Annotated in this window: 18 protein-coding genes; 8 read left to right on the top strand and 10 right to left on the bottom strand. The window is 71.2% G+C overall.

Features of this window, described 5'->3' with window-relative positions:
- Nucleotides 1-35: 35 nt before the first annotated feature.
- Together pulA and AC07FV_RS03560 are read right to left on the bottom strand one after the other, a co-directional pair.
- Nucleotides 36-5432 (bottom strand): pullulanase-type alpha-1,6-glucosidase, encoded by a 5397-nt coding sequence (pulA, locus tag AC07FV_RS03565; protein ID WP_479084344.1) that lies wholly within the window; start codon nt 5430-5432, stop codon nt 36-38.
- Nucleotides 5433-5593: 161 nt separating this feature from the next.
- Nucleotides 5594-6967, bottom strand: a complete 1374-nt coding sequence (locus AC07FV_RS03560; protein WP_479084342.1) for an alpha-amylase — start codon at nt 6965-6967, stop codon at nt 5594-5596.
- Nucleotides 6968-7207: 240 nt separating this feature from the next.
- On the opposite strand from AC07FV_RS03560, the gene AC07FV_RS03555 reads away from it, so the two are divergent.
- A complete protein-coding gene (locus tag AC07FV_RS03555; RefSeq protein ID WP_479084341.1) occupies nt 7208-8227 on the top strand; it encodes a hypothetical protein in 1020 nt (339 codons plus the stop codon).
- A 73-nt stretch (nt 8228-8300) separates the two neighbouring features.
- On the opposite strand, the gene AC07FV_RS03550 is transcribed toward AC07FV_RS03555, so the two are convergent.
- From AC07FV_RS03550 to AC07FV_RS03535, 4 genes are all read right to left on the bottom strand, one after another.
- A complete protein-coding gene (locus tag AC07FV_RS03550) occupies nt 8301-10034 on the bottom strand; it encodes a glycoside hydrolase family 13 protein (RefSeq protein WP_479084339.1) in 1734 nt (577 codons plus the stop codon).
- Between the two features lie 124 nt (nt 10035-10158).
- Nucleotides 10159-11073, bottom strand: coding sequence for a sugar ABC transporter permease (locus tag AC07FV_RS03545; protein WP_479084338.1), 915 nt, complete (start codon nt 11071-11073; stop codon nt 10159-10161).
- A gap of 13 nt (nt 11074-11086) precedes the next feature.
- Entirely contained in the window at nt 11087-12091 is a 1005-nt protein-coding gene (locus tag AC07FV_RS03540) for a carbohydrate ABC transporter permease (RefSeq protein ID WP_479084336.1), read from the bottom strand.
- Between the two features lie 116 nt (nt 12092-12207).
- Nucleotides 12208-13479, bottom strand: a complete 1272-nt coding sequence (locus AC07FV_RS03535; protein ID WP_479084334.1) for an extracellular solute-binding protein — start codon at nt 13477-13479, stop codon at nt 12208-12210.
- Nucleotides 13480-13856: 377 nt separating this feature from the next.
- Between AC07FV_RS03535 and AC07FV_RS03530 the strand changes: the two genes are divergently transcribed.
- Nucleotides 13857-14891, top strand: coding sequence for a LacI family DNA-binding transcriptional regulator (locus AC07FV_RS03530; RefSeq protein ID WP_479084333.1), 1035 nt, complete (start codon nt 13857-13859; stop codon nt 14889-14891).
- Between the two features lie 84 nt (nt 14892-14975).
- Entirely contained in the window at nt 14976-15836 is an 861-nt protein-coding gene (locus AC07FV_RS03525) for a phosphatase PAP2 family protein (protein WP_479084332.1), read from the top strand.
- A 16-nt stretch (nt 15837-15852) separates the two neighbouring features.
- Here AC07FV_RS03525 and AC07FV_RS03520 read toward each other — a convergent pair whose 3' ends face one another.
- Entirely contained in the window at nt 15853-18858 is a 3006-nt protein-coding gene (locus AC07FV_RS03520) for a bifunctional [glutamine synthetase] adenylyltransferase/[glutamine synthetase]-adenylyl-L-tyrosine phosphorylase (RefSeq protein WP_479084331.1), read from the bottom strand.
- A 153-nt stretch (nt 18859-19011) separates the two neighbouring features.
- On the opposite strand from AC07FV_RS03520, the gene AC07FV_RS03515 reads away from it, so the two are divergent.
- Genes AC07FV_RS03515 through AC07FV_RS03505 form a run of 3 tightly spaced genes read left to right on the top strand, consistent with a single transcriptional unit; the run spans nt 19012 to nt 20016 of the window.
- The gene (locus AC07FV_RS03515; RefSeq protein WP_356610672.1) at nt 19012-19275 is read left to right on the top strand and encodes a type II toxin-antitoxin system Phd/YefM family antitoxin; all 264 of its coding nucleotides are present in this window, start codon (nt 19012-19014) and stop codon (nt 19273-19275) included.
- Entirely contained in the window at nt 19272-19526 is a 255-nt protein-coding gene (locus AC07FV_RS03510; RefSeq protein ID WP_479084329.1) for a Txe/YoeB family addiction module toxin, read from the top strand. Before AC07FV_RS03515 ends, AC07FV_RS03510 begins: the two co-directional genes overlap by 4 nt.
- A gap of 43 nt (nt 19527-19569) precedes the next feature.
- On the top strand, nt 19570-20016 hold the full coding sequence (locus tag AC07FV_RS03505) for a VOC family protein (RefSeq protein WP_383648406.1): 447 nt from the start codon (nt 19570-19572) through the stop codon (nt 20014-20016).
- A gap of 40 nt (nt 20017-20056) precedes the next feature.
- On the opposite strand, the gene AC07FV_RS03500 is transcribed toward AC07FV_RS03505, so the two are convergent.
- Genes AC07FV_RS03500 through AC07FV_RS03490 form a run of 3 tightly spaced genes read right to left on the bottom strand, consistent with a single transcriptional unit; the run spans nt 20057 to nt 23160 of the window.
- The gene (locus AC07FV_RS03500) at nt 20057-21811 is read right to left on the bottom strand and encodes an NAD+ synthase (protein ID WP_479084328.1); all 1755 of its coding nucleotides are present in this window, start codon (nt 21809-21811) and stop codon (nt 20057-20059) included.
- Between the two features lie 54 nt (nt 21812-21865).
- Nucleotides 21866-22492, bottom strand: a complete 627-nt coding sequence (locus tag AC07FV_RS03495; RefSeq protein ID WP_479084326.1) for a DUF305 domain-containing protein — start codon at nt 22490-22492, stop codon at nt 21866-21868.
- A complete protein-coding gene (locus AC07FV_RS03490; RefSeq protein WP_479084324.1) occupies nt 22489-23160 on the bottom strand; it encodes a DUF3105 domain-containing protein in 672 nt (223 codons plus the stop codon). Before AC07FV_RS03490 ends, AC07FV_RS03495 begins: the two co-directional genes overlap by 4 nt.
- A gap of 276 nt (nt 23161-23436) precedes the next feature.
- On the opposite strand from AC07FV_RS03490, the gene glnA reads away from it, so the two are divergent.
- Both glnA and AC07FV_RS03480 read left to right on the top strand, forming a co-directional pair.
- The gene (gene glnA, locus AC07FV_RS03485; protein ID WP_053142361.1) at nt 23437-24798 is read left to right on the top strand and encodes a type I glutamate--ammonia ligase; all 1362 of its coding nucleotides are present in this window, start codon (nt 23437-23439) and stop codon (nt 24796-24798) included.
- Nucleotides 24799-25013: 215 nt separating this feature from the next.
- Complete coding sequence (locus AC07FV_RS03480; protein WP_479084322.1) at nt 25014-25406, top strand: CU044_2847 family protein; 393 nt, start codon at nt 25014-25016, stop codon at nt 25404-25406.
- Nucleotides 25407-25475 lie beyond the last annotated feature (69 nt).

The raw sequence follows: 25475 nt of genomic DNA, 5'->3' as shown, positions 1-25475 counted from the left end.
ACGGCGGACAGGAGCACCCTAACCGCAGCGTCCCGCTAGCCCGCCCGGGTGTATACGGCCACGGTGCGGGCCGGGACCGTGAAGGTGCCCGATCCCTGCGTGTAGGCGGCCTTCCTCACGACGGGGTCGGTTCCGGACGCCTGCGCCGGGTGCAGTCGGTAGCCGGTTCCGGCCGCCGCCTCGACGCGCTGCTGCTGCCGCTCGGGCGTGGCGTTGAAGACGACCACCAGGTCACCGAGGCGCATGGTGATCACGCCGGGCGTCTCGTCCTTCCCGGAGAGCGGGAAGGTGAGCCGGGACTGGACCTGGCCCGCCGTGGTGAGGGAGAAGTCCTTCTCGCCCGTACGGATGCTCAGCAGGTCCCGGTAGGCCGCGGAGGCTCCGGTGATCTGCGGGCAGCCGGTCTTCACCGTGCTCAGCAGGGGCTTGGCGTAGGGCCACTTGTCCTGGTTGTCGGCGGCCGGGGGCAGGCCGCGGCCGAAGCCGTTGCCGTCGGCGCAGTTCCAGTGGACGGCGTTGAACCAGTCACCGCTGTCGTAGGAGTTGCGGTCCAGCGACTTGGAGCGCAGCAGGTCGGTGCCCGCCTGCGAGAGCGCGGGGCCCTGGGAGAGGGCGGCGGTCGCCATGGCGAGGACCTGCATGCGGGCCCGGTCGTCGGCGGAGGTGTCCTTCGGCAGCTTGAAGGCGAGCGCGTCGAAGAGCGTCTCGTTGTCGTGCGCGTCGGCGTAGGCGAGGGCGTCGCCGGGTGCCGCGGCGTATCCGGCGGGGGCGCCGTTGTAGTCGACCTCGGAGCCCTTGACCTCCTTGCCGCTGGTGTCGGTGAAGGTGTAGCCGGCGAGGTTGCCGGTGAGGCCGACCTTGATCAGGTCCTGGTAGTGCAGCAGGCGGGCCCGCTGCTCGGCCGGGGTGCCGTTGGCCTCGGAGCCGTTGGGCTCGGTGAACAGGCCGGAGGCGAAGCCCTGGACGCCGGGGTCCTCGTCGAAGGGGCCACCGCCGCGCACGGCGTCGCGGGCCCGGTCCGAGAAGGTAGCGATGCCGGTGCCGGCCATGTTCTTCTGGGTGGCCTGGGTGAAGCGGGCGTCGTCGGCGATCTCGCCGAAGTTCCAGCCCTCGCCGTACAGGATGATCTTCTTGCCGTCGACGCCGTCCTTCGCGGGGGTCAGCGCGTCCAGCGCCTTGCGGACGGCGAGGATGTTGGCCTTCGGGTGGTGGCCCATGAGGTCGAAGCGGAAGCCGTCGACCTTGTACTCCCTGGCCCAGGTGACGACCGAGTCGACGACGAGCTTGCCCATCATGGCGTTCTCGGTGGCGGTGTTCGCGCAGCAGGTGCTGTTCGCCACCGAGCCGTCGGCGAGGAGCCGCTGGTAGTAGCCGGGGACGACCCGGTCGAGGACGCTGGTCTTCGCCTGACCGCTCGCCGCCGTGTGGTTGTAGACGACGTCCATGACGACCCGCAGACCGTCGTCGTTGAGCGCCTTGACCATCTCGCGGAACTCGACCGTGCGGGCGGTGCCGTCCGGGTCGGTGGCGTAGGAGCCCTCGGGGACCGTGTAGTGGTACGGGTCGTAGCCCCAGTTGTAGGCGTCCTTCGCGGCGGCCTCGGTCACGCACTCCTGCTGCCGGTCGGAGTCGGCCGGGAGCGCGGCCAGGTCGCAGTCGACGGTGGCCTGGTCGGACTTCCGCTCGGGGATCGTGGCGATGTCGAAGGCGGGGAGGAGGTGGACGTAGGAGGTGCCCGCCTCCGCCAGCTTCCGCAGGTGCTTCGAGCCGTCGCTGCCCCGGTCGGTGAAGGCGCGGTACGTGCCCCGGTGGGCGGCGTCCGCCGTCCGGTCCGCGACGGAGAAGTCGCGGACGTGCAGCTCCTGGATCTGGGCGTCCCGCAGGGGGACCGCCGCGGGCTTGGTGTAGCCCTCCCAGCCGCGCGGGGCGAGGGAGCGGTCGTCCAGGTCGACGACGAGGCTGCGCTCGGAGTCGGTGGTCAGGGCGAGCGAGTAGGGGTCGGTGACCTTGTTGGTGACGACCTGGCCGGCGTCGGGCGCCCACACCTTCACGGCGTAGCGGTAGTCCTGGCCCTTCCAGGACTTCGGGCCGGTGACGGACCAGACGCCGGTGGTGTCGTCGCGCCGCATCCGGACGGTGCGGTCGCCGATCTCCAGGGACACGTGCTGCGCGGTCGGCGCCCACACGGCCAGCGCGGGGCGGCCGTGGCGGAAGGTGGGGCCGAGGGCGGCCTTCGTCGCGCCGGCCGCGTACAGGTCGTCGAGGGCGCCGGCGATCTGCACGCCGGTGGCCGCCAGGACGGCGCCGTCGGCGGTGCGCTGGGAGGCGACGACCTGTCCGCGCAGGGCCTCGCGCACCCGGTCGCGGTCGCGCGGGTCGACGGACCAGGCGGTGTACTCCTTCAGGTGCGGGTACTTCGCCTTCTGGGCGTCGGTGAGAGTGGTTCCCGTCAGGCGGAGCCATTGCGCGTCGTCGCCGGTCAGGGCGCCGTCCACGGCCTTGATCGAGCCGGTGCGGGAGGCCAGCAGCTGGGTGGAGGCGGCGCCTTCGGAGCCGTTCCAGGCGACGGTGTCCCGGTCGATCCAGACCGCCTCCGAGGTGGTGAGGTCGACGGCGGCCGCGGAGCCCGCGGGCTGCGGCAGGAGGTGCTTCTCCTGGCCGCCCAGCAGCCACACCTCGTGACCGACGGCTTCGAGGTCCAGGACCTGGTCGGTGGGCAGGTCCTTCTCGTCACCCTTGTGGAGGATGTAGTTGAGGCTGGTCGCGCCTTCGGTGAGCGGAACCTCGAAGACGGCGCCGTAAGGGTCGGTCCGTACCGGGGCCAGGGGCTTCGCCCAGTCGGTGGGCTGCGCGGCGCCGCCCCAGACGTGCAGGCCCCAGCCGTCGTACGCCCCGTCGGCGCGCTGGTAGTGGAGGACCGCCTTGGTCGTGTCCTGGGCGGGGTACTCGGGGCGCTCCGTGACGACCCGCTCCTCGCCCTGCTCGATCCACACCTCGCCGGTGCGGGTGACGTCGATGGTGCGGTCGGCGGTGACGTCCTTGTTGCCGTCCTTGTCGATGACCAGGAAGTTCACGTCGGTGGCGCCCGGCTTCAGCTTGACGTGGGCGAAGGCGCCGTAGGCGTCGCGGCCGGTGAAGGGGTGGCTGTCCGGCCACTCGGTGGCCTCGCCCTCGGCGAGGTCGCCCCAGGCGTAGAGGCCCCAGTCGTCGTAGTTCCCGTCCTCGCGCTTGTAGTGGACGATCGCGTGGTCGCGGGAGGCCGCGGTGGGGGGCTGCTCGACGGGCGGGGTGCCGGTGGTCGACGCGGCCGTGGCACCGGCGGTGCGGCCGGCCGAGTCGACGACGACCGCCTTGTAGCGCAGGGCGGTACCGGCCGGGGTGTCCTCGCCGATGGTGTGGGTGACCTTGTAGGGGGCGTGGTCGGCGGAGCCCAGGGTGCGCCACGTGCCGTCGCCGGTCTGGGCCGCGAAGACGACGCGGTTCAGCTGCCCGCCGGTGACGTCGGCGGACAGCTCGACGGTGCCGGTGGCGCCGGGTTCGGGGGCGGTGAGGGTGATCGCCGGGGCGGTGGCGGGCTCGGCGAGCCTGCCGGCTGCCTTGAGGACGACGGCCGACCCGGCGGGGACGGTGACGGTGATCTTCTTGTCGGCGGCGGAACGCACGGTGGCGTCGGTGCCGTAGAGGCCGCGGAAGGTCATGCCGGCCGAACCGGTCGGGAAGGTCTCGGTCTTCGCCTCACCGGCGTTGTTGAAGGCGACGACGTACTCGGTGCCGCTGCGGGCGTCGGTGCGGGAGAAGGCGTAGACGCCGGCGCCGTCGGCCGCGTGGCGCTCGGTCTGGACACCGTCGGCGAGGGCGGGGTGGGCCTTGCGCAGCTTGGCGAGCGCGCTGATCTGCCGGTAGAACGGTGCTCGCGTGTCGTAGGCGTCCTCGGCGTGGGTGCGGTCGGTGCCGAGCTGGTCGTCGTCCAGGTAGTCGGCGGTGCGGGAGGCGAACATCGGCTGGCGGGCGTCCTTGTCGCCGCCCGCGCCGGTGAAGCCCTGCTCGTCGCCGTAGTAGATCACCGGGTTGCCGCGGCTGAGGAACATCAGCTCGTTGGCGAGCCTGCCCTTCTTCAGCAGTTCGGCGTCGGTGGCGTCCGGGTCGTCCTGCTTCAGGAAGGTGCCGATTCGGCCCATGTCGTGGTTGCCGAGGAAGGTGACCTGTTCGTAGGCGTTGGCCTTGTCGGTCGTGTACTTCCAGTCGTCACCGAAGACCGCGGCGAGTTTCCGCGCGCTGCCGCCCTGGGAGGCGTAGGCGCGGGCCGCGTCCTGGAACGGGAAGTCCAGCGTGGAGTCCAGACGGCCCTGGGTGACGTACGGGGAGGTGACGGCGGTGTCGGCGGAGTAGACCTCGCCGAACATGAAGAAGTCCTCGCGGCCCCTCTTCGCTGCGTACGCGTCGAGCGCGGTGGCCCACTGGGTCCAGAACTCCATGTTGACGTGCTTCACGGTGTCGATGCGGAAGCCGTCGATGCCGAAGTCCTTGACCCACCGCTGGTAGATCTTCTCCATGCCGTCGACGACCTCGGGCCGTTCGGTCCACAGGTCGTCGAGGCCGGAGAAGTCGCCGTAGGTCGTGGACTCGCCGGCCCAGGTGGAATCGCCGCGGTTGTGGTACATGGCGGGGTCGTTGAGCCAGGACGGCACCTTGAGGTTCCGCTTGGCGGCCGGGACGGTGGGCGTGCGCGGGAAGGAACCGGAGTCCACGCGAGGGAAGCGGCGGGAGCCGTCGGCGTAATCGGCGTCGTCGAAGGGCTCGCCGTCCTTCGTCAGGTACGGGAAGGCGCCCTTGGAGAGGTAGGTGTAGGACTTCTCCTCGTAGTCGACGACGTCGGCGGTGTGGTTGGTGATGACGTCGAAGAAGACCTTCATGCCCTTGGCGTGCGCCTTGGAGATCAGGTTCTTGAGGTCCTGGTTGGTGCCGAAGTGCGGGTCGACCTGGGTGAAGTCGGTGATCCAGTAGCCGTGGTAGCCGGCGGAGGCGTTCTCCCCGGTGCCCTGCACGGGCTGGTTCTTGAAGAGGGGCGCCATCCAGAGGGAGGTGGTGCCCAGGCCCTTGATGTAGTCGAGCCGTTCGGTGAGGCCCTTGAGGTCGCCGCCCTGGTAGAAGCCCTTGTCGGTGGGGTCGTGGCCGGTGGTGAGGCGGGTGCCGGTCAGGCCGCCCTTGTCGTTGCGGGTGTCGCCGTTGGCGAAGCGGTCCGGCAGGACGAAGTAGAACTGCTCGCGGGTGAGGTCGTGCCGGGCGGCGGCCTGCGCGAGTTTCGCGTCCGACGGGGGCGGGGGCGGGGCGTCGGCCCGCGCGGCGAGGGGTGGGAGGAGGGCTGCGGCGAGTGCGGCCACGGTGACGGCCGCGACCCTTCTCGCTCGTGCGGTGCGGCGCGTGTCAGGCACCGGCCTGCTCGGTATCACGGGCGTGAGCTCCTTGCGACGACGGCTCGATCGGGTCCGACCCCGGCGAGACGGTAGCGCTGTCGCAAGAGTTGCGGCAAGGGTCGTGAAAGTAACGGAAAGAACTTTCACGAACTCCCACGACCCCTGCCCCGTCCGCCCGTTCAGCAGGCGGACTTGCCGGCGTACAGCGCCAGCGCCGTGTTGCCGCCGAGCGTGGCGGTGAACTGGCCCGAGCCGTTCACGGTCACCGGCCTGCTGCTCTGGACGTCGCAGTACGTCCCCGCCGGGAGCGAGGTCTGGTAGGTGCGGGTGAGCGCGCCCGACTCGTGGTTGACGACGACGTAGCCCTTGCCGCCGCGACCGAAGGCGATGGCGTCGTTGCCGTTGTCCCACCAGTCGGTGACCGCCTGGCCGCGGGTGGCGTTGCGGAAGGCGACCATCGACCTGATCTCGGGCCAGGCGTGCTGGCACTTCCAGCCGTCCTGCCAGCAGGCGTTCACCTGGCCGCCGTTCGGGGGCCCGGCGTCGTGGTTCGACCACTCGTAGCCGGAGTTGACGTCGGGGGCGCCGTAGGGCCAGGCCAGCATGAAGACGTTGGCGAGGGTGTAGTTCGCGCCGTCCTTGTAGTTCAGCGTGGAGCCGTTGCGCTCGGTGTCGTGGTTGTCGACGAAGACACCGGAGACGCCGCTGCCCATGTACCCCCAGCCCTCGCCGTAGTTCTTCAGGTAGGCGAGGTTCTCGTTGGTGAAGACGCGCTTGAGGTCGTAGGCGTAGCGGAACTCCTGGACGTCGCCGCTGCCGGTGTACTCGGTCGGCTGGACCGCCTCTCCGGCGCCGTAGATGACCTCGTGCTTCCAGTACACGCCCGGATTGCTCAGCCGGGACTTGATGTTCGCGAGGTCGGCGGCCGGGATGTGCTTGGCCGCGTCGACGCGGAAGCCGTCGACGCCGAGCGAGAGCAGGTCGTTCAGGTAGCCGGCGATCCTCCCGCGGACGTAGTCCTCGCCGGTGTCGAGGTCGGCGAGGCCGACCAGTTCGCAGTGCTGGACGTTGTACCGGTTCCGGTAGTCGCTGATCTGGGAGCGGCAGTCGTCGAAGTCGTACGAGGAGTAGAGGCCGGGGTAGTCGTACTTGCCGTACGAGGAGCCGCCGGTGCCGGTGCCGCTGCCCGCCGACATGTGGTTGACCACGGCGTCGGCGACGACCTTCACCCCGGCCGCGTGGCAGGTGTCGACCATGTTCTTGAAGGCGGCGCGGTCGCCGAGCCGCCCGGCGATCTTGTAGCTGACGGGCTGGTAGGAGGTCCACCACTGCCCGCCCTGTATGTGCTCGGCGGGCGGGGAGACCTGGACGTAGCCGTAACCGGCGGGGCCGAGGGTGCGGGTGCACTCCCGGGCCACGGAGGCGAAGTTCCATTCGAAGAGGACGGCGGTGACGTCCTTGGCGCCGGGCGGGGAGGCCTGCGCGGGTGTCGTCGGGGTCATGACAAGGGCGGCCGCCAGTGCGACCGCCCCCGTGAGGGCTCTGCGTGCCATGTGGGGTTCCTTCATCGTCGAAGGCGCTGTGGGGAGCCGAAGGCGCCCGAAGATCTCTTGAATGCTCTTGCTGAAACCTTCAGAAACCTTGCGGTGACGCAGATGTTAAGGGTTCATCGACCGAAAGGGCAGCGGTCGGACCGAAGTCGGGGAAGGAAGGTGCGCGGGAAGCCGCCGACCGGCAGCCGGCCGGCCGGGGTGCGCCGGTGCGTTGTCGGTGCCCGGCCGCATACTGCGCCCATGCAGATCACCGCGGACGTACTCGCACAGGCCTGGCGCCGGCTGGCGGCGGGCTCCGCCCTGCTCGCCGCCATCCCGCTCCCGCCCGTCTGCACGTCGTACGAGCAGTACGAGGACCGGGTGGAGGAAGGGTGCACCGGCCTCTGTGTCGTCCTGGAGGACGACGGCACGGTGTGGGGCTACAGCGGTCCCTACGACGAGGTCTTCCTCGCCCGCGACCTGGACGAGGCGCTGTACTGCCTGGCCGAGGAGGCCGTCCGCGGGCTCGACGGGACGGTCGCCGGCCAGGCCCGGCTGATGGACCGGATCGCCCCCGCCTGGGGGCGCCGCTTCCGCGGTGGCGGCCCGGACGGCGAGGACCCCGCCCCGCCCTGCGGGCGCGACCCGCTGGAGGGGTTCGCGTGGATCGCCGGACCGTGGCGCGAGCAGTCCCCCTACACCCAGCTCGCGTTCTACCGCGGCGAGAACGTCAGCGCCGAACGGATCGCCCTGCTGCACGGGGCCGACCCCGGGCAGGTCGCCGCGGGGACCCGCCTGGCCGACCTGACCGACATGAGCGGCGCCGACCGCGGCTACTGGGACACGGACTGGCACAGCTGCTGCTTCGGGCAGGCGGGTGACTGGGCGTTCGTGCTGTACCACGACACACCGCCCGTAGCCCGGGCCGACCGGGAGGCGCCGGCCGAGATGGCGGTGACGGAGACCGTGCACCTGAGCGCCTGCTCCGCGAAGGCCATCTACACCTTGGGTCACGTGCGCGACGGCCAACGGATCGACGACGACGGGATCATCGAGCTGATCTCCTACGACCGGGGCCGCACCCCCTACGTCCACGGCGGCCCACTCGACTTCCTCAACCGGGCGATACGCCGCGCCGAGCTGGACCACCCCGAGGTGACCGACGAGTTCTCCCTCTACTTCCACGCCCTGGAGACCTCCCTCGGACTCCGGCTGCCCCTGCGGGAGTTCCGGGAGGGAACGGTCCGGGCGGCCCGGTGGGCCCCCGGCGACACAGCCTGACCGCCCCCGGCGCATCGCACGCGACAGAGCCCGCCATTCCCGGCGGGGAACGGCGGGCCCGGCGGGCGGGAGGTCAGGCCCGCGTCCACCACACCGTCGTGTCGGCCGGCACCTTCGCCTCGCCGTCCGCCTCGGTCACCTCACCGCTGGCCAGCAGGACCCGCCCGTGCGAGGGGACCGTCACCGACTCGCCGGTGGTGTTGGCGACGCACACGAACTCGCCGCGCCGGAAGGCGACGACGCCCTCCGGGGCGCGCAGCCACTCCACCGCGTCGCCCGCACCGAGGTCGGCGTGGTCGCGGCGGACGGCGAGTGCGGCGCGGTACAGCTCCAGGGTCGAGCCGCTCTCGCCGGTCTGCGCCTCGATGCTCAGCTCGCCCCAGCCGGCCGGCTGCGGGAGCCAGCTGCCGCCGTCGCCGAAACCGTACGACGACCCCGTGCGCGTCCAGGGGATCGGCACCCGGCAGCCGTCGCGGAAGCCGTCCTGGCCGGCGCCGCGGAAGTACGCCGGGTCCTGGCGCACCTCGTCGGGCAGGTCGACGACGTCCGGCAGGCCCAGCTCCTCGCCCTGGTAGACGTAGGCCGAGCCGGGCAGGGCCAGCATCAGCAGGGTGGCCGCGCGGGCGCGGCGCAGGCCCAGCGCGCGGTCGCCGGCCAGCCGGATCTGGGTGCCGAGGCCCGCCGGGTTGGCGAAACGGGTGGCGTGCCGGGTGACGTCGTGGTTGGAGAGGACCCAGGTGGCGGGGGCGCCGACCGGGCGCATGGCGTCCAGCGTGCGGTCGATGACCGTGCGCAGTTCCTCGGCGTCCCAGTGGGTGCCCAGGTACTGGAAGTTGAAGGCCTGGTGCAGCTCGTCGGGGCGGACGTAGTTCGCCGTGCGCTCGACGGTCGGGGTCCACGCCTCGGCGACGAAGATGCGCCCGCCCGTCACCCGCCCCCGCCCTTCTGCGGAAGGCCCTTCGGGCCCCAGTGCATCCGAGTACTCGTCCAGGATCAGCCGCCACTGGCGGTAGATGTCGTGGACGCCGTCCTGGTCGAAGAACGGCATGACATCGTTGCCCAGCAGCTTCAGCTGCTCGTGGGATCCGAGGTCGGGCAGCCCCTTCGCCTTCACCATGCCGTGGGCGACGTCGATGCGGAAGCCGTCGACGCCCATGTCCAGCCAGAAGCGCAGGATGGAGCGGAACTCGTCGCCGACCGCCGGGTGCTCCCAGTTGAAGTCGGGCTGCTCGGGGGCGAAGAGGTGCAGATACCACTCGCCGGGCGTGCCGTCGGGCTCCGTCACCCGGGTCCAGGCCGGGCCGCCGAAGATCGACTCCCAGTCGTTGGGGGGCAGTTCACCGTCCGCGCCCTTGCCGGGGCGGAAGTGGTAGCGGTCCCGGGAGGGGGAGCCGGGGCCCTCGGCGAGGGCGCGCTTGAACCACTCGTGCTGGTCGGAGGAGTGGTTCGGGACCAGGTCGACGATGATCCGCAGGCCGAGCCCGTGGGCGTCGCGGATCAGCGCGTCGGCGTCGAGCAGGTTGCCGAACATGGGGTCGACGGCCCGGTAGTCGGCGACGTCGTACCCGGCGTCCGCCTGCGGGGAGGCGTAGAAGGGGCTGAGCCACACGGCGTCCACGCCCAGGTCGCGCAGGTACGGCAGACGGGTGCGGACACCCTCCAGGTCGCCCATGCCGTCGCCGTTGCTGTCGGCGAAGCTGCGCGGGTACACCTGGTAGATGACCGCGTCCCGCCACCAGTCGCGGCGCCCCGCGACGGTGGCGGTGGCGGAGGTGGGGGCCGGTGCGGCGGAGTGCTGCTGGCTCATGGCGTCCTTGTGATGTGACGGGTTCCGGTCAGGAAGGCGTGGGTGGGGGGCGACGAGGGGATGCGGCCGGCCGCGGTGCTGCGGGGTCGGATGGGCACCGCGGCCGGACGTTCCGAGGGGGGCGTCAGCCCTTCGTGCCGCCGGCGGTGAGGCCGGTCACCAGGTTCTTCTGCACGAGGTAGAAGAAGGCGGAGACGGGTATCGCGACCAGCACCGCGGTGGCGGCCATCAGGTGGCGCTGCGCGTCGTGCTCGCTGACGAAGCTCTGGAGTCCCACCGCGAAGGTGTACTTCGTGTCGCTCAGCATGAACGTGGAGGCGAAGGCGACCTCGCCGAAGGCCGTGATGAAGCTGTAGAAGCCGGCGACCGCCAGGCCCGGCCGGGCCAGCGGCAGGATCAGCCGGAAGAAGGTCCCGAAGGGGCTCAGGCCGTCGACGCGTCCGGCCTCGTCGATCTCGAAGGGGATGGTGTCGAAGTAGCCCTTGAGCAGCCAGGCGCAGTACGGCACCGCGGTCGAGCAGTAGACGAGGATCAGGCCGAGGTAGCTGTCGACCAGCTGGATCTCGGACAGGATCTGGTACATCGGCACGATCAGGACGGCGATGGGGAACATCTGGGTGACCAGCAGGACCCACATCAGCTTGCGGTAGCCGGGGAAGCGCATCCGCGAGACGGCGTAGCCGGTGGTGGCGGCGACCATCACGCCGATGACCGTGGTGCCCAGCGAGACGATCAGCGAGCTCTTCAGCCAGTCGAAGAAGTTCGTGTGCTGGAGGACGAACGCGTAGTTGTCCAGGGTCATCTTCGACCAGATGCGCCCGGGGTGCAGGTAGTCGTCCTTGTCCGGGCCCAGCGACAGGTACACCAGCCAGGCGACCGGGAAGAGCGCGATCAGGCCGGCGACGGTCAGGATGCCGTGGGAGGCGAGGGACGCGGCGCGGCTGCGTTCCCCGCGGCCGCGTACCTTGCGCGGCCGGGCGTCGGGCGCGGTACCGGTCTGCTCGGCCGGGGCGGACGCCGGGGCGGTCGTGGTGCTCATGGTGGCTCCTGCCTCAGTTCGCGAGCTGCTGCTCATTGCGGTTCAGCCAGCGGCGGTAGAAGGAGGTGAAGACGATCAGGATGGCCAGCAGCAGGATGCCGTAGGCCGCGGACTGCGCGAAGTCGCGCGGCTGCTGACCGAAGCCCAGCTGGTACGCCCAGGTGACGAGGATCTGCGCCTCGGGGGCCGTGTTGCCGAACAGCAGGAAGATCACGGCGAACTGGTTGAAGGTCCAGATGATGCCGAGCAGCACGACGGTGGAGCTGACCGCCCTGAGGCCGGGCAGGGTCACGTAGCGGAAGCGCTGCCAGGCGCTCGCGCCGTCCATCTCGGCGGCCTCGTAGAGGCTGTTGTCGATGGACTGGAGGCCGCCGAGGAGCGAGACCATCATGAACGGCACACCGCACCAGGTGTTCACCATGATCGCGGAGAACCGCTGCCAGAAGGTGTCCTCCAGCCACGCCGGGGTCGGCAGGTGCAGCCAGTCCAGGGCGGAGTTGATGATGCCGGCGTCGGCGAGCATGAAGCGCCAGCCGAAGACCGTCACGAAGGTGGGCACGGCCCACGGCAGGACCAGGACCAGCCGGTAGAGGGTCCGGCCGCGCAGCTTCTGGTTGAGCAGCAGCGCGAGGCCGAGGCCGATGAAGAAGTGCAGGCCGACGCAGACGGCCGTCCACACGATGGTCCAGATGAAGTGGGACCAGAAGCGGTCGTAGGCGGTGGGGCCCCACAGGATGTCGGCGTAGTTGTCCAGGCCGACGAACTTGTAGGTGGCCTCGATCTCGTTGACGCCGATCGTGCGCCCCGTGTTGAGGCTGTTGGCGTCGGTGAGGGTGAGGTACAGGCCGTACCCGAGCGGGTACAGCACCAGGACGCCGATCACGACGGCCACCGGCGCGATCATGGCGTAGGCGTACCAGTGCTTCTGGTAGCCGTCTTTGATACGCCGGCCGAGGCCGGGCCGCGGGGTGCGGTCACCGCGGCGCTTGCCGGTCGCGCGGTCGATGGCGACTGTCATGGTTCGACACCTTCGGATGCATCGGGACGAGCGGGAGGTTCGAGGAGGGTGCGGCGCTCAGGCCGGTGGCCGCCGGGTCCCTCCCCTCCGGTGGGGGACCCGGCGGCCACACGGACTCACTTGCTGAAGTCCGGCACCAGCTTCGTGATGGCGGTCTCGGCGTCGCCCAGACCCTCGTCCAGGGACTTCTTGCCGCCCGCGATCTGGGGCAGCTGCTCGTCGAGCGGGGTCCACAGCGAGCCGTACTCCGGCAGCGCCGGCCGCGGCTGGGCGGCGGGCAGGACCGTCTGGTAGCCGGCGATGCCCGGGTCGGCCTTGACCTTGTCGGTGTAGGCGTCGTCGCGGGTGGGCAGCGTGGAGTTCTTCAGGGCGATGGTCTCCTGGGACTTCGCCGAGGTCATGAAGTTGACCAGCTTGAGCGCGGCTTCCTGGTGGGCCTTGTCCGAGCCGGCGTAGACCGACAGGTTGTGGCCGCCGGTCGGCGCGCCCGCCTTGCCGGTGGAGCCGGCCGGGACGGTGGCGATGCCCAGGTTGTTCTTGTCCTTGAAGGCGGAGCCCGCGTAGAAGTTGGTGATCTCCCACGGGCCCTGGATGATCGAGGCGACCTTGCCGCTGACGAACGCCTCCTGGATGTGGGCGTAGGCGTCGGCGGTGGTGTCGGCCTTGTGCAGGCCCTTGCCGTCGAACAGGCCCTGCCAGGTGGCGTAGGCCTTCTTGGCCTCGGGCGAGTTCACGGTGATCTTCTTGCCCTCGGCGTCGACCGTGTCGGTGCCCTCGCCGTACAGGAACGGCTGCCCGTAGTAGCCGGCCGTGGAGCCCCAGTAGCCGTCGGCGCCGGTCTTGTCCTTGATGGTGGCGGCGGCCTTCTTCAGGTCGTCCCAGGTCTTGGGGACCTCGACGCCGGCCTTCTCGAACAGGGCCTTGTTGTAGACCAGGGCGAGGGTGTCGGTGACCAGCGGGACGCCGTAGGTCTTGCCCTCGTACTTGGCCTGCTCGATCAGGTTGGGCTGGAACTTGGCCTGGTCGGCCAGGGCCTCGGTGCCGTCCAGCGGCAGGAAGAAGCCCTTCTTGGCGAAGGCGGGGGTCCAGCCGACCTCGGAGCGCAGCACGTCGGGGGCACCCTTGGAACCGGCGGCGGTGTCGAACTTGTTCTGCGCCTGGTCGAAGGGGACGTTGACGAAGTTGACCTTGATGTCCTTGTTGGCGGCCTCGAACTCCTTGACCAGGGCCTTGTAGGTCGGCGCCTCGTTGGTCGCGTTGGAGGTGTCCCAGTAAGTGATGGTGACCGGTCCGCCGGACTCGCTGTCGCTGTCGCCGTCCCCGCCGCACGCCGTCGCCGCGAGGGCGAGGGACGCCACCAGAGCGGTGGCCGCTATGCCACGCCGCATGAGTTCTCCTTGAGGGTGAAAGCCCGTGTGGTGCAGGGTGCGGGCCCGTCCGCCGCTCCTGCCGACACCGACGCGCCGTTGCTGCCGTCGGGCGACGTGAACGTAACAGCGTTGCAAGCATGGCGAAAGGTCTTGCAGCAAAAAAGTGCAAGAGATCTCCGAAGTTATCCGTGCGTGACCTGTTGGCGACCGTCGTGAGACGCTTGTTTACGGGGGCCGAGCGGTATCGGGCCGGTTGTGCAAGACTCTGCAAGCTCTTGCCGCCACTTTCTCGAGGGAGCGCGATGACGCAGCAGCCGGCGCCGGGCCGTCCAACAGGCCGTCCACGGCGTCCGATCGGTGGGCAAGGCGGCGGCCGACAGGTACAGTCCACCCCTGTGACCACACGGCTTGCCGACATCGCCGCCCAGGCGGGCGTGAGCGAAGCGACCGTCAGCCGCGTCCTCAACGGGAAGCCGGGCGTCGCCGCCACCACCCGCCAGTCCGTGCTCGCCGCGCTCGACGTGCTGGGCTACGAGCGTCCCGTGCGGCTGCGGCAGCGCAGCGAGGGCCTGGTCGGGCTGATCACCCCGGAGCTGGAGAACCCGATATTCCCGGCGCTGGCCCAGGTCATCGGCCAGGCGCTGACCCGCCAGGGCTACACGCCGGTCCTCGCCACCCAGACCCCGGGCGGTTCCACGGAGGACGAGCTGACGGAGATGCTGGTCGACCGCGGGGTCGCGGGCATCATCTACGTCTCGGGGCTGCACGCCGACACCACCGCCGACATGGAGCGCTACGAGCGGCTGCGCGCACAGGGCGTGCCCTTCGTCCTCGTCGACGGGTTCTCGTCGAAGGTGCAGGCGCCGTTCATCTCCCCCGACGACCGCGCCGCGATGAGCCTCGCGGTCACGCACCTCGTGTCGCTCGGCCACACCCGCATCGGGCTGGCCCTCGGGCCGAAGCGGTTCGTGCCGGTGCAGCGCAAGATCGAGGGCTTCGTCCGCACCGTCCAGGAGCAACTGGACCTGAGCGCCGACACCGTCGAGAAGGAACTCGTCCAGCACTCCCTGTACACGCTCGAAGGCGGCCAGGCGGCCGCTACAGCCCTGATCGAGCGCGACTGCACCGCGGTGGTCTGCGCCAGCGACATGATGGCGCTGGGAGCGATACGGGCGGCCCGGCAGCGCGACCTGGACGTGCCGAAGGACATCTCGGTCGTCGGCTTCGACGACTCGCCGCTGATCGCCTTCACCGACCCGCCGCTGACCACCGTCCGCAAGCCGGTTCCGGCGATGGGGCAGGCCGCGGTGCGCACGCTGCTGGAGGAGATCGGCGGGACGCCCGCGCCGCACAGCGAGTTCGTCTTCATGCCGGAACTGGTCGTGCGCGGGTCGACGGCGTCGGCGCCGGGCGACCGGAACCGGTCCTGACGCCACCCGTAGTGGCCGGATGCGGCTCGGATCCTCCCGGGGGATGATCGGTGGGACAGGGCTTTTCTGGCAGACTTCATGCCTATGGGTGACGTGACCGTGAGGACTCCGGAACGCCAGGAAGAGGGCGTTCGGCACCCCGTCACGGAGGCGACGGGGCGGGGCCTGGTGCGCCGTCTCCGCGCACCGCGCCGGCCCCGGCTGTGGTTCGAGATCCTGCTGATCGCGCTCAGTTACTGGACGTACTCCCTCATCCGCAACGCGGTGCCGGAGCAGCGCACTCAGGCCCTGCGCAACGCCGACTGGATCTGGCGCCTGGAGCAGCAACTCGGCGTCGCCGTCGAACAGTCCGTGAACCATGCCGTGAACTCGGTGACTTGGCTGGTCGTCGGCATGAACTACTACTACGCCACGCTGCACTTCGTGGTGACGCTGGGTGTCCTCGTGTGGCTGTACCGCAGTCATCCCGGGCGGTACGCGGCGACCCGGCTGGTCCTCTTCGCAACCACGGGGGTCGCCCTGATCGGTTACTACCTGTATCCGCTGGCCCCGCCGCGCCTGATGAACGGCGGGCACTTCATCGACACCGTGATGGTCCACGAAACGTGGGGGTCGATGGCCTCCGGGGACCTGAAGAACATGTCGAACCAGTACGCCGCGATGCCGTCGATGCACATCGGCTGGTCGGTGTGGTGCGGGCTGACGATCTTCGCGCTGGCGTCGGTGCCGTGGGTGCGGGTGCTGGGGCTGCTCTACCCGGCGCTCACGCTGGTGGTGATCGTCGCCACGGCCAACCACTTCTGGCTGGACGCGGTCGGCGGCGTGCTGTGCCTGGGGTTCGGGTACGCGGTGGCGGGGCTCTGGTACGGGGCGCTGCCGCACGCGCTGCCCCGGACGGTACCGGGGGCGGAGCGGCGGAGGTCCTGGCTGCCCACGCGGGCCTAGCCGCGGTGCCGCCGGGTCACCCCCCGTAGAACAGCTCCTCCACCACCGCCCTGGCCCGCCGGGTCGTGCGCCGGTACTCGTCCAGCATGTCGCCCGCGTGGCCGGGGCCGTGGCCCAGGTAGCGGCCCACCGCGGCCAGCTCGCGCGGGTCGCTCGGGAAGGTGTCCCCGGCCCGGCCGCGCACCAGCATCACCGCGTTGCGGACGCGGGTCGCCAGGACCCACGCCTCGTCGAGCGTCGCGGCGTGCTCCGCGGGGACGAGCCCGGCCTCGCACGCGGCGGCCAGGGCCTCGCGCGTCCGGGTGGTGCGCAGGCCCGGCTCGGTGTGCCCGTGCCGCAGCTGGGTGAGCTGCACGGTCCACTCGACGTCCGACAGGCCGCCCGGCCCCAGCTTGGCGTGCAGCTTGGGGTCGGCGCCGCGCGGCAGCCGCTCGGACTCCATCCGGGCCTTGAGCCGCCGGATCTCCCGTACGGCGTCCTCGCCCAGGCCGTCCGCCGGGTACCGCAGCGGATCGACCAGCTCGACGAACCGCCGCCCCAGGTCCGCGTCGCCCGCGACGAACTCGGCCCGCAGCAGCGCGTGCCGTTCCCACACCAGGGACCAGCGCCGGTAGTAGGCCTCGTACGACTTCAGCGTGCGCACCAGCGGTCCGGACTTGCCCTCCGGGCGCAGGTCGGCGTCGATCAGCAGCGGCGGGTCGGCGCTCGGCACCTGGAGCAGGCGCCGCAGTTCGGAGACGACCTTGTTGGCGGCGTCGCCCGCCTCCCGCTCCCCCACCCCGTCCCGGGGCTCGTGCACGAAGAGCACGTCCGCGTCCGAGCCGTAGCCCAGCTCGTGCCCGCCGAACCGGCCCATGCCGATGATCGCGAACCGGGTCGGCAGGGTGTCCCCCCAGCCCTCCCGCACGACCGCCCGGAGGGTGCCCGCCAGGGTCGCCGCCGTCAGGTCGGACACCGCGGCGCCGACCCGGTCCACCAGGGCGCCCTGGTCGGCCTCGACGGGATGCGCCTCGGTGCCGTAGGAGCCGACGATGTCGGCGGCGGCGGTGCGGAACAGCTCCCGGCGCCGGACCCCGCGCGCCGCGGTGACCGCCTGCACGGCACCGTCGGCGCGGCGGACGGCGGCGAGTATCTCCTGCTCCAGCTGGGGCCGTCCGCGCGGCGCCAGTCCTCCGCCGTCGCCGTCCCCGAGCAGCGCGACGGCCTCGGGCGCCCGCAGCAGCAGGTCGGGGGCGAGCCGCCCGGCGGAGAGCACGCGGGCCAGGTTCTCGGCGGCCGCGCCCTCGTCCCGCAGCAGCCGCAGGTACCAGGGCGTCTTGCCGAGGGCGTCGGAGACCTTGCGGAAGTTGAGCAGGCCGGCGTCCGGGTCGGCGCTGTCGGCGAACCAGCCGAGGAGCACCGGCAGCAGGGTGCGCTGGATGGCCGCCTTGCGGGTGACGCCGGACGCCAGCGCCTCCAGGTGCCGGAGCGCCGCGGCCGGGTCGGCGTACCCGAGCGCCACCAGGCGCTCCCGGGCGGCCTCGGCGCTCAGCCGGGTCTCGCCGGGCGCGAGCTGGGCGACGGCGTCGAGCAGCGGCCGGTAGAAGAGCTTCTCGTGCAGCCGCCGTACGACGGAGGCGTGCCGCCGCCAGGCGCGCATCAGCCCGGTGACCGGGTCGGTGCGCAGGCCCAGGGAGCGGCCGAGGCGGCGCAGGTCGGCCTCGTCCTCGGGCACCAGGTGGGTGCGCCGCAGCCGGTGGAGCTGGATGCGGTGCTCCATGGAGCGCAGGAAGCGGTACGCCTCGTCGAGCTGGGCGGCGTCGGCCCGGCCCACGTACCCGCCCGCGGCCAGGGCCTCCAGCGCGTCCAGCGTCGTACCGCTGTGCAGGGAGGTGTCCGCCCGGCCGTGCACGAGCTGGAGCAGCTGCACGGCGAACTCGACGTCCCTGAGGCCCCCGGGGCCCAGCTTGAGCTGCCGGTCGACCTCGGCGACGGGGATGGTCTCCACCACCCGGCGGCGCATCTTCTGCACGTCGGCGACGAAGTTCTCGCGGTCGGCGGCCTGCCACACCAGCGGCTGGAGGGCGGCGACGTACTCGGCGCCGAGGGCGGCGTCGCCGGCCACCGGGCGGGCCTTGAGCAGCGCCTGGAACTCCCAGGTCTTGGCCCAGCGCTGGTAGTAGGCGAGGTGGCTGCTGAGGGTGCGCACCAGGGGGCCGTTGCGGCCCTCGGGGCGGAGGTTGGCGTCGACGGGCCAGATGGAGCCCTCGACGGTGGTCTCGGAGCAGATCCGCATCAGGTGCGAGGCGAGCGCGGTCGCGGCGCGCATCGCCTTGGCCTCGTCGGCCTCGTCGACGCCCTCCGCGGGCTCGCCCACGAAGATCACGTCCACGTCGGAGACGTAGTTCAGCTCGTGGCCGCCGCACTTGCCCATCGCGATCACCGCGAGCCGGCACAGTGCGGCGTCCTCGGGCGCGGCGGCCTCGGCCAGCGCGAGCGCGGCGCGCAGGGTGGCGGTGGCGAGGTCGGCCAGCTCGGCGGCGGTCTCGGCGACGTCGATGGTGCCGCACACGTCGCGGGCGGCGATGGAGAGCAGGCAGCGCCGGTAGGCGACGCGCAGCGAGACGGGGTCGTCGGCCTCCGCGAGACCGCGCTCGAACTCGGCCACCCCGCGGTGCAGGTCACGCGGTTCGTAGGTGACCAGGGCCTGCCAGTCACCGGCGTGCCGGGCGAGGTGGTCGGCGAGCGCCTCGGAGGCGCCGAGCACGCCGAGGAGGCGGTCGCGCAGGGGCTTGGCCGCTATGAGGGTGTCCAGCAGCTCGCGGCGGGCGGTGGGGTCGGGCTGCGCCTCCAGCAGCCGGACCAGGCCGTGCAGGGCGAGGTCCGGGTCGGCGGTGGCGCCCAGCGCCTCCAGCAGGACCGGGTCGTCGCGGACCGCCGCCAGTTCCCCGGCGTCCAGCAGCCGCTCGGCGGCCGAGGCATCGGTGAAGCCGTGCCGCAGCAGCCGCGTGAAGGTACTGCTCCTGCGTCCCGGCGCCGTCATCCCGGTCTCCTGTCGCCCTCCGGATCAAGGTCCTACGGCCCGAGCGTAACCGTCAGGCGCCGTGCGGGCGCCGGGGAGTCCCGGTTCCGCCCTCCGGTGGCGACCCGTCGACTCGTACGATATCTTGTACAAGCCGCGAAGGGAGGCACCGGTATGTCCATCACCGCCAGCGAAGCCCGTCAGAACCTGTTCCCGCTGATAGAGCAGGTCAACGAGGACCATGCCCCGGTGCACATCACCTCCCGCAAGGGAAACGCCGTGCTCATGTCGGAGGAGGACTTCACCGCCTGGACGGAGACGGTGCACCTGCTGCGCTCGCCGAAGAACGCCCGCCGCCTGCTCGACTCGATCGCGGAGGCCGAGGCCGGTGGCGCACGGCCGCGGGAGCTGATCGACCCGGACGCGGAGCGGGCGTGAGAATCGCTTTCACGTCGCACGGCTGGGAGGACTACGTCCACTGGGCCGAGAGCGACCGGAAGGTGACCAGACGGATCAACAAGCTGATCACCGACATCTCCCGTGACCCGTTCAAGGGCATCGGCAAGCCGGAGCCGCTGAAGGGCGACCTGTCGGGCTACTGGTCACGCCGCATCGACGACACGCACCGCCTGGTCTACAAGCCCACCGGCGACGAGCTGATCATCGTCCAGGCGCGGTACCACTACTGACGACGGTCATCGCGCTCGACAAGGACGTCGAAGGAGTCATGCCATGGATTTCACCCTCGAAGTGATCCCGCTGCCCGTGTCCGACATCGACCGGGCCCGGGACTTCTACCGTGACAAGGTCGGCTTCCACGTCGACATCGACCAGGAGGTCATGCCGGGGATGCGCATCGTCCAGCTGACGCCGCCGGGCTCGGGCTGTTCGATCGCCCTCGGCGACGCCATCTGGGACATGAACGAGGGAGAGACCGCTCCGGCCCCCGGCTCCTACCAGGGGCTCCAGCTCTGCGTCGCCGACATCAAGGCGGCCCGCGCGGAGCTGGTGGAGCGGGGCCTGGAGGTGTCCGAGCCGGTGGAGTACGCGCCGGACGACGGTGCCACGTTCATGTACTTCAAGGACCCCGACGGCAACGGCTGGTCGGTGCAGGAGTACCGGCGCCGCGTGGCGGAGCCGCTGCACCAGGTGCTGGCGGAGCAGAAGCGGCAGGGGTAGCGGCGGCCGGGCGTGCGGGGGCTGACGGGGCCGGGCCGCGTCAGCCCCGTTCCTGCCAGCGGTTGGTGATCGGGAGCCGGCGGTCCTTGCCGAAGCCCTTGGGGGAGATCTTGGTGCCCGGCGGGTACTGGCGCCGCTTGTACTCCGCGGTGTCGACCATGCGCAGCGTCCTCGTCACCAGCTCCCGGTCGTACCCGGCGGCCACGATCTCGTCCGCGCCCCGGTCCCGGTCGACGTACAGCTCCAGGATCGCGTCCAGCACCGGGTAGTCGGGCAGCGAGTCCGTGTCGACCTGGCCGGGACGCAGCTCCGCGCTCGGCGGCTTGGTGATCGAGTTCTCGGGGATCGGCGGGACCTGGCCGCGGGCCCCGGCCGCCCGGTTGCGCCATGCGGCGAGGCGGAACACGGACGTCTTGTAGACGTCCTTGATCGGCCCGTAGGCGCCCACCGAGTCGCCGTACAGCGTCGAGTACCCCACGGCCAGCTCCGACTTGTTGCCCGGTGCCAGCACGAGGTGGCCCTCCTGGTTGGAGAGGGCCATCAGCAGCGTCCCGCGCAGCCGCGACTGGAGGTTCTCCTCCGCCAGGCCGGTCAGGCCCAGCGCGTCCATGTACGCGTCGAACATCGGCTCGATCGCCACGGTGCGGTGGTGCAGCCCGGTGCGCCGGGCCATCTCCGCCGCGTCCTCCAGGGAGTGCCCGGAGGAGTACTTCGACGGCATCGACACGCCGTGTACGTGCTCCGCGCCGACCGCGTCGCAGGCGATCGCCGCGACCAGCGCGGAGTCGATGCCGCCGGAGAGGCCGACGAGCACCGAGCGGAAGCCGTTCTTCGCGACGTACGCGCGCAGGCCGACGACGAGGGCCGAGTAGACCTCCTCGTCGTCGTCCAGCCGCTCCGCGTGCCCGCCGGACAGCGGCGGCCCGTGGGCCGGCGCCGGCTCCTCGGACAGCACGACCCGGTCGACGAGCAGCCCGTCGTCCACGACGCCGGCCGGCGCGTCGGCGCCGGCGGGCGGGAGGTCGAGGTCGAGCACCACGCAGCCCTCGGTGAACTGCGGTGCCCGCGCGACGACCTCGCCGTCCCGGTCGACCACGATCGAGTCGCCGTCGAAGACCAGCTCGTCCTGCCCGCCGGTCATCGCGAGGTAGGCGGTCGTGCACCCGGCCTCCCGGGCTCGCCTGCGCACCAGCTCCAGCCGCGTGTCGTCCTTGTCGCGCTCGTAGGGCGAGGCGTTGACGGAGAGCAGCAGTCCGGCCCGGGCCGAGCGGGCGGCCGGCACCCGGCCGCCGTCCTGCCACAGGTCCTCGCAGACGGCGAGGGCCACGTCGACGCCGCGCACCCGCACCACCGGCATGGTGTCGCCGGGGACGAAGTGGCGGAACTCGTCGAAGACGCCGTAGTTGGGCAGGTGGTGCTTGGCGAAGGTCAGCACCGGTTCGCCGCCGTACAGCACCGCCACCGCGTTCTGCGGGGCGCCGGCCGGCTGCCCGTACCTGGGCCGGGCGGTCGCCGAGCGGTCGAGGTAGCCGACGACCACCGGCAGCTCGCCGAGACCCTCCTCGGCCAGGCGCGTCGCCAGGGCGGCCAGGGCGGCGCGGGAGGCCTCCACGAAGGACGGCCTGAGGGCCAGGTCCTCGACGGGGTAGCCGGTCAGCATCATCTCCGGGAACGCCACCAGGTGCGCTCCCTGCCCGGCGGCGTGCCGGGTCCAGCGGACCACCGACTCCGCGTTGCCGGCGAGGTCGCCTACGGTGGCGTCGGTCTGGTTCAGGGCGAGTCGTAGTCGAGGCACCCGGCCAGCTTAATCGTCAGAACGACACAATGGGGTGTCGTTCCGGTGTCCGCCTCATGTCCGCGGCTTCGCGCCCCGCTCGGCCAGCAGGTCGGCCATCAGCCGGATCTCCGACTCCTGCGACTCCACCATCCCCCGGGCCAGCCGCTTCTCCACCCCGACCGTGCACCGGTCGACGCATCCCCCGGCCATGTGGACGCCGCCCCGGTGGTGCTCCGTCATCAGCTGGAGCCAGTAGACCTCGGCCGGCTTCCCGTCGAGCGCCGCCAGCTTCTCCATCTCGGCGTCGGTGGCCATCCCGGGCATCAGGGAGCCCTCCCCGGCGGAGGGCATGCCGCCCATGCCCATCCAGGTCATCGGCGGGTCGGACGACACCTTCGGCAGCCCCCACAGGTCGAGCCAGCCGATCAGCATGCCGCGCTGGTTGGCCTGGGTCTGCGCGATGTCGTAGGCGAGCCGCCGCACCTCCTCGTCCTCGGTGCGGTCGCGCACGAGGTACGACATCTCCACGGCCTGCTGGTGGTGGACCGCCATGTCCCGGGCGAACCCGGCGTCGGCGGAGTCGGCGGTCGGGACGCGGCCGGCGCCGTCGTCCCCGGCGACGGCGTAGGTGATCGCGCCGGCCGCGACGAGGGCCGCCGCGGCGGCCCCCGCGGTCCAGCCGGCCCGCTTCGGTGTCACTGGGGCAGCCCGCCCGTACACGCGGCCCCCGGCTCGGGGGTCTGCTCACCCTGGACGAACTTCTCGAAGAACGTGTCCACGTTCGGGTCGTCGGCGCCCGTCACCGTGCGCTGGTGCCCCCAGGCGGACAGCATGATGGGGTCCTTCTGCTTGTCGTCCGGGCTCATCAGCGAGTACGGCGTCTTCTTCACCTTCGCCGCCAGCTTCTCCACGTCGGCCTTCGGGGCCTGGTCGGTGTAGGTCACCCAGACGGCGCCGTGCTCCAGGGAGTGCACGGCGTTCTCGTTGTTCAGCGGCTTGTCGTAGACGTCGCCGTTGCAGTTCATCCAGGCCTGGTTGTGGTCGCCGCCGACGGGCGGATCGACGGGGTAGGACACCTTCTTGGTGACGTGGTTGCGGGACAGCGTCCCCTTCCAGGTGCGCACCCCGTCCTCGCCGGCGACGAACTTGCCGGAGGTGCTCTTGCCGTCCGAGGCCGTGTCGTCGCCGGAGTCGTCGGACTGCGACCGGACGAGGAAGACCCCGCCGACGACGAGACCGGCGACGACCACGGTGCTGACCGCGATCGTGAGGATCCGGTTCCGGCGGTCGCGGGCCTCCTCGGCACGCCGCATCTCGGCTATGCGGGCCTGCCGCGCCTGGTTGCTGCTCTTCTTGGCGGAACCCATGGGGTGTGCCCTTCTGGGAAAAGGGGGGCGGTGGAGTCCGCTGATCGTAAGGGTGGAGGAGGGTTCCGTCGTAGGGAGATCACAGGATCTGTCGCGGCGGGGCCTCAGGAATGGCCCGATCGAACACGTGGCCTCTACGCTGCGGTGAGGATCGGTGGGCCTACCGAGGCCCGCAACGCGTACGAAACCGTGCTGTGGTGTGATGCTCAGGTGCAGGGCCGCCTCCCGCCGTACCGGAGACAGGCGGGCTGACCAGCAAGGATGGGGAAGCGGAAGATGGACAAGCAGCAGGAGTTCGTGATCCGGACGCTGGAGGAGCGCGACATCCGGTTCGTACGCCTGTGGTTCACGGACGTACTGGGCTTCCTCAAGTCCGTCGCCGTGGCCCCGGCCGAGCTGGAGCAGGCCTTCGACGAGGGCATCGGTTTCGACGGCTCGGCGATCGAGGGCTTCGCCCGGGTCTACGAGTCCGACATGATCGCCAAGCCGGACCCCTCGACCTTCCAGGTCCTGCCCTGGCGCGCGGAGGCCCCGGGCACGGCCCGCATGTTCTGCGACATCCTCATGCCGGACGGCTCGCCGTCCTTCGCCGACCCGCGCTACGTCCTCAAGCGCGCCCTGGCCCGCACCTCCGACCTGGGCTTCACCTTCTACACCCACCCGGAGATCGAGTTCTTCCTGCTGAAGGACAAGCCGGTCGACGGCAGGGTGCCGACCCCGGCCGACAACTCCGGCTACTTCGACCACACCCCGCAGAACATCGGCATGGACTTCCGCCGCCAGGCGATCACCATGCTGGAGTCGATGGGGATCTCGGTCGAGTTCTCCCACCACGAGGGCGCACCCGGCCAGCAGGAGATCGACCTGCGCTACGCGGACGCGCTCTCCACGGCCGACAACATCATGACCTTCCGCCTGGTCATGAAGCAGGTCGCGCTGGAGCAGGGCCTCCAGGCCACCTTCATGCCGAAGCCGTTCTCGGAGTACCCGGGCTCGGGCATGCACTCCCACCTGTCCCTCTTCGAGGGCGACCGCAACGCGTTCTACGAGTCCGGCGCGGAGTACCAGCTCTCCAAGGTCGGCCGCTCCTTCATCGCGGGCCTGCTGCGGCACGCGGCGGAGATCTCGGCGGTCACCAACCAGTGGGTGAACAGCTACAAGCGCATCTGGGGCGGCTCCGAGCGCACCGCCGGCGCCGGCGGCGAGGCCCCCTCGTACATCTGCTGGGGCCACAACAACCGCTCCGCCCTGGTCCGCGTCCCGATGTACAAGCCCGGCAAGACCGGCTCGGCCCGCGTCGAGGTCCGCTCCATCGACTCCGGCGCCAACCCGTACCTGACCTACGCCGTCCTCCTCGCCGCCGGCCTCAAGGGCATCGAGGAGGGGTACGAGCTCCCGCCGGGCGCCGAGGACGACGTCTGGGCCCTCTCCGACGCCGAGCGCCGCGCGCTGGGCATCGAGCCCCTCCCCCAGAACCTCGGCGAGGCCCTCGCCCTGATGGAACGCAGCGACCTGGTCGCCGAGACCCTCGGCGAGCACGTCTTCGACTTCTTCCTGCGCAACAAGCGGCAGGAGTGGGAGGAGTACCGCTCCCAGGTCACCGCGTTCGAGCTGCGGAAGTCGCTGCCGGTGCTGTAAGGGCGGGCGAGCAGGGCTTCCGCTGACCAGCGGACGGGGCCGTCGGTCGGGGACCGACGGCCCCACGGCGTTACGACCAGCGCCGGCGACGGGGCGCCGACACACCACCCCGATCAGCCCTGTGACTCCCGCGGCCCGGCCCGATAGCCTCTGCCTCACCGCACGGGCCGTACAACTCGGCTGCCCGGAGGACCAGTTCGCGATCGGGGGGCGTCATGCCACTGTCCGGAGGTCAAGGCGCGTACACCGTCGAAGTTCCGCTGGGGAGCGGCGGCGAGGTCGTACGCGTGCAGGTGAACGACCACGGCGATGACGTCGTGCGCGTCGGACGCGGCCGTGCCGTCGCCCGGGCCGAGCAGTCCCTGGAACAGATGCTGGATGTCGTACGGCCGGTCGCGGACGCGTTCGTCGGCCGCTGCCGTGGCATGGTCCAGCCGCCCGACGAGGCGACCCTGGAGTTCGGCATGTCGCTCTCGGCCGACGCGAAGATCCTCGTCGCGGGCTCCTCCGCGGAGGCCAACTTCTCCGTCAGCCTCACCTGGCACACCGGCCCCGCCGGGTCGGACGCGGTGCCGCAGACAGAGCCCGGCCCCGGCTCCGGCGGCTGAGGCACGCAGGCCACACCGGGATCCACCTGCGCACCGCCGGCACCCTCCCGCTCCCCCTCACCGCACCGA

It is taken from the genome of Streptomyces sp. NPDC045956 (assembly GCF_056430705.1).
This window is presented reverse-complemented; position numbering and strand designations above follow the sequence as displayed.

Coding starts and splice junctions, on each gene's coding strand:
- AC07FV_RS03560 (WP_479084342.1), bottom strand. CDS start 6,967: ATGGCACGCAGAGCCCTCACGGGGGCGGTCGCACTGGCGGCCGCCCTT.
- AC07FV_RS03555 (WP_479084341.1), top strand. CDS start 7,208: ATGCAGATCACCGCGGACGTACTCGCACAGGCCTGGCGCCGGCTGGCG.
- AC07FV_RS03550 (WP_479084339.1), bottom strand. CDS start 10,034: ATGAGCCAGCAGCACTCCGCCGCACCGGCCCCCACCTCCGCCACCGCC.
- AC07FV_RS03545 (WP_479084338.1), bottom strand. CDS start 11,073: ATGAGCACCACGACCGCCCCGGCGTCCGCCCCGGCCGAGCAGACCGGT.
- AC07FV_RS03540 (WP_479084336.1), bottom strand. CDS start 12,091: ATGACAGTCGCCATCGACCGCGCGACCGGCAAGCGCCGCGGTGACCGC.
- AC07FV_RS03535 (WP_479084334.1), bottom strand. CDS start 13,479: ATGCGGCGTGGCATAGCGGCCACCGCTCTGGTGGCGTCCCTCGCCCTC.
- AC07FV_RS03525 (WP_479084332.1), top strand. CDS start 14,976: ATGGGTGACGTGACCGTGAGGACTCCGGAACGCCAGGAAGAGGGCGTT.
- AC07FV_RS03520 (WP_479084331.1), bottom strand. CDS start 18,858: ATGACGGCGCCGGGACGCAGGAGCAGTACCTTCACGCGGCTGCTGCGG.
- AC07FV_RS03515 (WP_356610672.1), top strand. CDS start 19,012: ATGTCCATCACCGCCAGCGAAGCCCGTCAGAACCTGTTCCCGCTGATA.
- AC07FV_RS03505 (WP_383648406.1), top strand. CDS start 19,570: ATGGATTTCACCCTCGAAGTGATCCCGCTGCCCGTGTCCGACATCGAC.
- AC07FV_RS03490 (WP_479084324.1), bottom strand. CDS start 23,160: ATGGGTTCCGCCAAGAAGAGCAGCAACCAGGCGCGGCAGGCCCGCATA.
- glnA (WP_053142361.1), top strand. CDS start 23,437: ATGGACAAGCAGCAGGAGTTCGTGATCCGGACGCTGGAGGAGCGCGAC.
- AC07FV_RS03480 (WP_479084322.1), top strand. CDS start 25,014: ATGCCACTGTCCGGAGGTCAAGGCGCGTACACCGTCGAAGTTCCGCTG.